At 40.3% G+C, this 5,990-nt stretch carries 5 protein-coding genes; 1 reads left to right on the forward strand and 4 read right to left on the reverse strand.

The features are described from left to right. From AC1WHX_RS09915 to ychF, 3 genes are all read right to left on the reverse strand, one after another. Positions 1-780 (reverse strand): DUF4271 domain-containing protein (locus AC1WHX_RS09915; RefSeq protein ID WP_481229263.1); only part of this gene is annotated, 780 nt, incomplete at its 3' end. An 8-nt stretch (positions 781-788) separates the two neighbouring features. Further along, positions 789-1,376, reverse strand: a complete 588-nt coding sequence (locus tag AC1WHX_RS09920; RefSeq protein ID WP_022389853.1) for an LOG family protein — start codon at positions 1,374-1,376, stop codon at positions 789-791. A 15-nt stretch (positions 1,377-1,391) separates the two neighbouring features. After that, positions 1,392-2,495, reverse strand: coding sequence for a redox-regulated ATPase YchF (gene ychF, locus AC1WHX_RS09925; RefSeq protein ID WP_009318406.1), 1,104 nt, complete (start codon positions 2,493-2,495; stop codon positions 1,392-1,394). Positions 2,496-2,733: 238 nt separating this feature from the next. Here ychF and AC1WHX_RS09930 point away from each other — a divergent pair, with 238 nt between their 5' ends. Further along, a complete protein-coding gene (locus AC1WHX_RS09930; RefSeq protein WP_009318407.1) occupies positions 2,734-4,038 on the forward strand; it encodes a mechanosensitive ion channel family protein in 1,305 nt (434 codons plus the stop codon). Between the two features lie 202 nt (positions 4,039-4,240). On the opposite strand, the gene AC1WHX_RS09935 is transcribed toward AC1WHX_RS09930, so the two are convergent. Then, positions 4,241-5,990: T9SS type A sorting domain-containing protein (locus AC1WHX_RS09935; protein ID WP_481229265.1), on the reverse strand; the 1,750-nt coding region annotated here is incomplete at its 5' end.

The raw sequence follows: 5,990 nt of genomic DNA on the forward strand, positions 1-5,990 counted from the left end.
TAAAATGTAAGATATTGTAACTAATAAAAGCCCGATATTCAGAAAACCAGAGAGATAGATCATGCAGAAAATAATCGGGAATAAGATTATTCCTAATAATAAGTTGATAGATGCGTGATTGTCTATCCATTGTTTTGTGATGCCCGATTCTGTGAAAATAGAACCTAAAATGCGATATGCCGATTGTTGAAAATTGTAGTATAAGGTGGCTAAAACTGCAGCACAAAGTATTTCTTTGAAATATCCGATGTAGGTTAATTCAGGTTTTAGATAATGAATTAAAAATGTAAGAGCAATCCCTTCCATTACAAAAGTTTGAGCAAGTAAAATGAATCGTAACCGTGATTCGATAATCGTAGAATTATCTGCCATATCGGTACGGTTTCGATTGTTTTTTGATGCGGAAAAAGGCTGTGAAAAGAGCTTTATTCCTCGTCGAAAGGATGTTGCTACCAAAATGAAACAACAGAGTAAAATCAAAAATATTCCATCATTTTGAGAAGGATTTTCGATCTTTGGTATTCCTTCGAAACCTTCGGGAATGACAAGTGCGGCTTCTTTGTAATCGGTTAAAGGATTGTCGATCGGAGCATGGCAATATGCCGACAAGCTTTCTGCGTATTGTGGCGTGAACTTGACGGAATCTTTTTTATAGTGTAAATCCCATTCGGGATGTGTGGTCCGTAATGAATCGGAAATAATTCTGTTACTGTCGGACAGGATGGGAGAGAGGGTGTCCGTTGTTATTACAGGGGCGATATGTATGCTGTCACTTGGCATTTATGCTGTTATATGGCTGCAAATTTACGTACGCTTCCATTCCAGTCGGGTGCAGAGTACAGAGCATCTATTGCATCTTGGGGAGTGGTAGCTACCACCCACATTCTCGTATGCTCCGTACGCATGAAATTTTGTTCAACGGCTTTTTCCAGTAGAGCGAGTAACGGATCGTAGTAACCGGCCGTGTTAAGGATTACTATCGGATTGAGGTATAATCCTAATTGTTTCCAAGTGATGATCTCCAATAACTCCTCCAATGTTCCGCATCCTCCGGGTAATGCTATGACAGCATCGGACAAGGATGCCATACGTGCTTTTCGCTCATGCATAGAATTTGTAATTTCTATGTCTTGTAAACGTTCGTAGTGCCATCCTTCTTCGTACATAAAGCGGGGAATGATGCCGGTTACTTTTCCTCCGGCATCTAATACACTGTCTGCAATCGTTCCCATGAGACCTTGATTCCCTGCTCCGTATATGCAACGCAAATTATTCCGGGCAATAAGTTTTCCTAATTGCTTTGCCGCTTCAAAGTAGATAGCATCCACTTTTGAGCTTGAGGCACAATATACGCAAACTGATTGTATATTTCTCATTTGAATCGAATGTCCTTATACGTTAAACCGGAAGTGCATGATATCTCCGTCTTGCACGATATAATCTTTTCCTTCTACATTCATTTTTCCGGCTTCTTTACAGGCTGTTTCAGATCCGTATTGGATATAGTCGTCATATTTGATGACTTCTGCCCGGATAAAACCTTTTTCGAAATCGGTGTGAATGATACCTGCGCATTGAGGAGCTTTACTGCCTTTAAGGTAGGTCCATGCCCGAACTTCCTGTACCCCGGCGGTAAAATATGTTTCGAGGTTTAGAAGGCTGTATGCTGCACGAATCAGTCGGGAGACTCCCGATTCTTTCAATCCGATTTCTTCCAGAAACATTTGCCGTTCTTCGTATGTTTCGAATTCTGCAATTTCAGATTCTATTTTGGCAGCAACTATCAATATTTCGGCATCTTCATCTTTTACCGCTTCCCGTACTTGTTCTACATATTTGTTTCCGTTTAAAGCGCTCTTTTCGTCAACGTTGCAAATATACATAACCGGCTTACTGGTAAGGAGAAATAACTCCCGAGCTATTTTCTGTTCGTCTTTAGTTTCGAAACTGACGGTACGGGCAGACTTTCCTTGTTCCAGAGCTTCTTTATACTTGCTTAATACATCGTATGCAAGCTTTGCATTTTTGTCACCTCCTGTTTGTGCTTGTTTCTGAACCTTAGAGATGCGGCTCTCTATCGTCTCCAGATCTTTCAATTGCAGTTCATAGTCGATGATTTCTTTGTCGCGTACGGGATCGACAGAACCGTCTACATGAGTTATGTTGTCATCATCAAAACAGCGTAATACATGTAAAATTGCATCTGTTTCGCGTATATTGGCAAGAAATTTGTTTCCTAATCCTTCTCCTTTACTAGCTCCTTTTACTAATCCGGCAATATCCACGATTTCTACCGTAGTAGGAACTATGCGTTGAGGATGAACGAGTTCTGCTAATTTATTGAGGCGTTCATCCGGGACGGTAATTACTCCGACATTCGGTTCGATCGTACAAAACGGAAAGTTTGCCGATTGGGCTTTTGCATTGGATAGACAATTGAAGAGGGTTGATTTGCCGACATTAGGCAAGCCGACGATACCACATTGTAATGCCATAATTTATTTTGTTGAATTATTTTCGAAAATATTGTCTTGTTTGCTGAAACAATTCCGATAAGTTAACACCGGAAATAACAGTTATTCTTTCGATCTGCAAAGATAACCATTCTTTTGGTATATACGAATAGAAACAGGTTTGTTCGTTCGAAAACGATCTTTTGAGTTCTGTCTTTGGCTTTTTGTTGAACTTGTACCTCTCTCTCTTTGTTATTATCATGATAAAATGTTTATGATTATGGATGATAAATCGCATAAATTTGCCGGTGAGCTTTTGGAGTGGATAAAGTCTATTCTTAGAGATTTGGGTATAGAGACCGGAAGAGTGGATGAAATGGAAGGTATTATATATACAGTTCTGATAGCACTGTTTGCTTGGGCTGTAGCCTGGATATTGCGGTATGTCCTCCATTACGTTTTTCTGAAAATATTAGGGAAAAGTAAAAATGAGATTCTTAGGGTCTTGGTAGATCGGCGGGTCTTTTCCGGTGTAGCGCATGTTTTACCTCCTTTGATTATGCTGTCTTTGTTACCTTTGGTATATGACGATTACAGATCGCTTATCGGATGGGTAGAGCGTTTTTGTTGGATTTATTTGGTAATTGCTTTTTTAGTTTATACCAATACCTTTTTGTCTGCTTTGTGGCGGATATTTTCAAGTTCGGATGCTATGAAGGATCGACCTTTAAAAGGGCTCATACAGTTGGTAAAAGGTATTTTGATAGGCTTAGGGGTTATTATTGTCATTTCTATTTTGGTGCAACGTTCCCCGATGAAGTTGATTACCGGATTGGGAGCTTTTGCCGCAGTATTGATGCTCGTTTTTAAAGATAGTATTTTGGGGTTTGTCGCCGGAGTGCAGCTGGCCCAAAATGATATTGTTCGCAAAGGAGATTGGATCGTGATGCCGGGAGGTATGTTGAACGGTGTCGTTATCGATATAACTTTGAATACTGTAAAAGTCCAAAATTTTGATAATACGATTGTTACAGTTCCTCCTTATTCATTGATTTCGGGAACATTGCAGAATTGGAGGGGAATGGCGGAATCTGGCGGACGTCGGATAATGCGCGATTTTACGATAGATGTGACATCTATCAAAGTTTGTACTCCGGAGTTATTGGAGTCTTTAAAGAGCGTAGATTTCTTAAAATCGTATATTGAGGAGAAACAGGCAGAGCAGGCTGCCGGGAAAGTAGAGAATACTGATAATAGTAATGGCTTGGTAAATGGAACGATAGAAACCAATTTGGGATTATTCAGAGCTTATGTGGCTATGTATTTGCGTAAGCATCCTTTTGTTAATGGGGATTTGACATTGATGACTCGGTTGTTAGAACCGACCGAGAATGGCATACCTTTTGAAATATACTGTTTTTCTGCGAATAAGAATTGGGTGAGCTATGAATCTATACAGGCCGAAATTATGGAACATGTGGCAGCTGTTGCCGCTCGTTTCGAATTGCATATTTATCAAAATGCTTCGGGGCATGATTATATTGTTTCTGCCTATATTACTGCCGGTAAAGAGCCTCCGGTCTAAAGAGCCAGTCGTACATTTGTACGTCTAAATTTTCCAATAAGAAAATTGTATCCGATCATTTTTGCATTTTCTTCCGGTCTGTTTTCCCATTTTTCTTCGTTAGATAGTCCGCTATCCTCCTCGTAAAAACAGAAAAACATCTTTGGAAGAAACTCTCAAAACTGACCTGAACAAAATTTAGACAAGTTCTTAATCGGTATATTTATTTCTTTATAAACCGAACACTATTTTGTTCTTTTTCCGAGTCGATAAGGATCATTAAATAATTGCCTGTGGGGAGATGAGAAACATCTACAATGGCGCATTGATATAATGGTAAAACAGATATTAGTTTCCCTTCCGAAGAATAAATTCTGGCCTCTTCGAGCTTTCGTTCTGTTCCGATAAAAAGACGGTCGCTTGTCGGATTAGGGAAGATGGTTAACGTCTCGTTTTTAAAAGAGGATACTATTCCTTCTGTAAAATCCAAGGGAATATATTCTCCAGCCAAATGGGCGAGGTAAGCTTCTAATGCTGTATATCCGCTGTCGGTGATTTTATTTCGATCTGAAGGATCTTCAGGGTTCAGTCCGTTTTCAGTTTCCCATATATCATCCATTCCATCGTTGTCATTGTCTGTTATATTAACATAGGTGCTATATTCGGGATATCCTCCGACGGCAGCCGGGTCGTCAATAATTCCTAATGTTTTTTGGTAATAACGACTTGTTTTGGTTTTCGATTCGAATTCTGATGTCCCATATCCTGATGCCGTTCCATTTTCAGTTTCATCTATAATACGTCTATCTACCTCGTCTAAGGGATGAGCTCCGGCTTTTGCCAATACACTCTTAAAGGCATCGGAAGCTGTTTCTGTTTTTATTTGGTAAGGAGTTTTTATTTCAAATGGTGTTTCTACAATGACTTGTTCCTGAAGGTCTGTCGGATAGGCGCTTTTATCGATTCCTAAGGCATTATCGGTCGTGAAACTATCATTTCCTTCCATTATATTTCCAGAGGCATACCATTGACCTACTTTACGATACGAATCCCCTCCGTAAGAGGCTTGTACAAAATAAGATTTGCTTTTTGCAGGACGTGCAAGCCCCGGTTTATAGTAGTTGCCTACCATGTTGATTTCGTTCTTTTCACCTTTTGTTATGTCTCCTCCGTAACAAGAATTTGCTTTTCCCCAGTTATAGATGACATTGTTGACATAGTCTGTAAGAATTTTGTAATCGTTTGTTTCGCGATCGTCTCGTGCGCCGTTAAAACGCGGCATGCGATTATGGCAGTGGGCGAGCAGATTATGATGGTAAGAAGAGAAGTCCCCTCCCCATTGGGTGGCATAACTGCGAGAACCTTTGATATGTCCTGCCGAATATAGACCTTCGTGTATAATGCACCATTGTACCGTAGTGCGTTTATTATCGTACATTGTCATATTTTCTTCACACGACCATCCGAAAGTGCAGTGATCTACAATGACATCTTCGCAGTTCTCAATCCCGATTGATCCTCCGTCGGTATGTGTACCGTCATCTTTCAGTCCTATTCGAAAACGAAGGTGACGTATGATGACGTTTTTTGATCCTCCGAGATTGACTTTTGCTCCTCGTATACAGATACCGTCTCCGGGTGCAGTTTGCCCGGCTAAAGTATAACCGTTTCGAGCACACTTCAGCTCTTCTTTTAATTTTATGATTCCTGAAGTTCTGAAAATAACGGTGATAGGTTCTTCCGGATGTTGAGAGAGCGCCCATCGAAGAGAGCCTTCTATCGGTGTTTCTCCTGTAGCATAATCCTCGGTTGTCGTGACGAAAACTACTTGCCCTCCGCGTCCTCCGGTTGCAAATTTTCCGAATCCTTCTGCTGAGGTGAAAGCTGGTACTTGAGCTTTTGATGAGATTGCAAAGATGAATGTCAGGACAATAATACTTGCTTTGATTATATGTTTTCGATCTTTCATGATA

It is taken from the genome of Coprobacter sp. (assembly GCF_982436375.1).

Bases quoted from the DNA above. Each gene is read 5' to 3' on its own strand.
- AC1WHX_RS09920 (WP_022389853.1), bottom strand. From the start codon at position 1,376: ATGAGAAATATACAATCAGTTTGCGTATATTGTGCCTCAAGCTCAAAA.
- ychF (WP_009318406.1), bottom strand. From the start codon at position 2,495: ATGGCATTACAATGTGGTATCGTCGGCTTGCCTAATGTCGGCAAATCA.
- AC1WHX_RS09930 (WP_009318407.1), top strand. From the start codon at position 2,734: ATGGATGATAAATCGCATAAATTTGCCGGTGAGCTTTTGGAGTGGATA.